Here is a 787-nt window from a genome sequence, read left to right on the forward strand (position 1 = left end):
AGCCGACGGCTGGCGACCCGTTACGACAAAACTGCAGACAGTTTCCTCGGCTTCATTGACATCGCCTGCATCAGGCTCTGGCTCCGCCATTTGTCAACATGACCTACAAGGCGCTGAAAACCTCATTGAAGGCCGAGATTGACGAAGACGCTTGGGACAGCCTTTACTCCGACATATCCCGCCCTTTCCCGAAGCCGAAATCGGGCCGGATAGCCGTGAAGGTGATTAATCATCTCGGGGATGAAGTCATGAAGGTTTTTGCGGTGGGGTGATGTATGTCAGACGATTACGAACGTGCCTTAATGCAAGCAAATGCCAATGCAGAATTCATGGGGCATACGCTTGCTGATTTTGTCCGGCGCTTGATGCGCGCGAGTATCAGCAATGATGGCAGTCAGGAATACCAGGCTGCGGAGGCGATCAAGTTTTTTCTTGAGCTTGTCTCGGCGTCTGAAGGCGTCAAGATCTATGACATCACAGAAAAAGCAGTCTCTGAATTGGCTGTCGAGCGAGAGTGGGACCATTACGAAGCTGATAAACTTCGCATTGCGAAGGATGCTACACGTTATCTGCTGGAGATGTCGTCCAGGGATGGGTTCGCCCGTGGGCGCGCTTCAAAACGCTGGGACGACGTTGAAAGCAGCATCAGACTTCGAGAAGAGATGCGCGAATATCGCCGCAACGAGAGTGTCCGATCTTCTGTGTATGAGTGATCCGGTCCATGCTTCACCGAAAGGAAGCATGCATGACGATCTCCAAGGAACTTCTGGATGAACTGCTGAAGGGT

Annotated in this window: 2 protein-coding genes and 1 pseudogene; all 3 read left to right on the top strand. The window is 52.2% G+C overall.

The window, feature by feature from the left end:
- Positions 1–102 (top strand): annotated as a pseudogene (locus tag ACTJI6_RS24115) (IS5/IS1182 family transposase); the annotation flags it as partial.
- Positions 99–272: a hypothetical protein gene (locus tag ACTJI6_RS24120; protein WP_440804304.1), complete on the top strand. Its 174-nt coding sequence runs from the start codon at positions 99–101 to the stop codon at positions 270–272. The pseudogene ACTJI6_RS24115 and the gene ACTJI6_RS24120, both read left to right, overlap by 4 nt.
- Positions 273–275: 3 nt before the next feature.
- Positions 276–713, top strand: a complete 438-nt coding sequence (locus ACTJI6_RS24125; protein ID WP_440804306.1) for a hypothetical protein — start codon at positions 276–278, stop codon at positions 711–713.
- Positions 714–787 lie beyond the last annotated feature (74 nt).

The sequence above is a fragment of the Paracoccus sp. 22332 genome, from assembly GCF_052045125.1.
Taxonomy (GTDB): Bacteria; Pseudomonadota; Alphaproteobacteria; order Rhodobacterales; family Rhodobacteraceae; genus Paracoccus; species Paracoccus haematequi_A.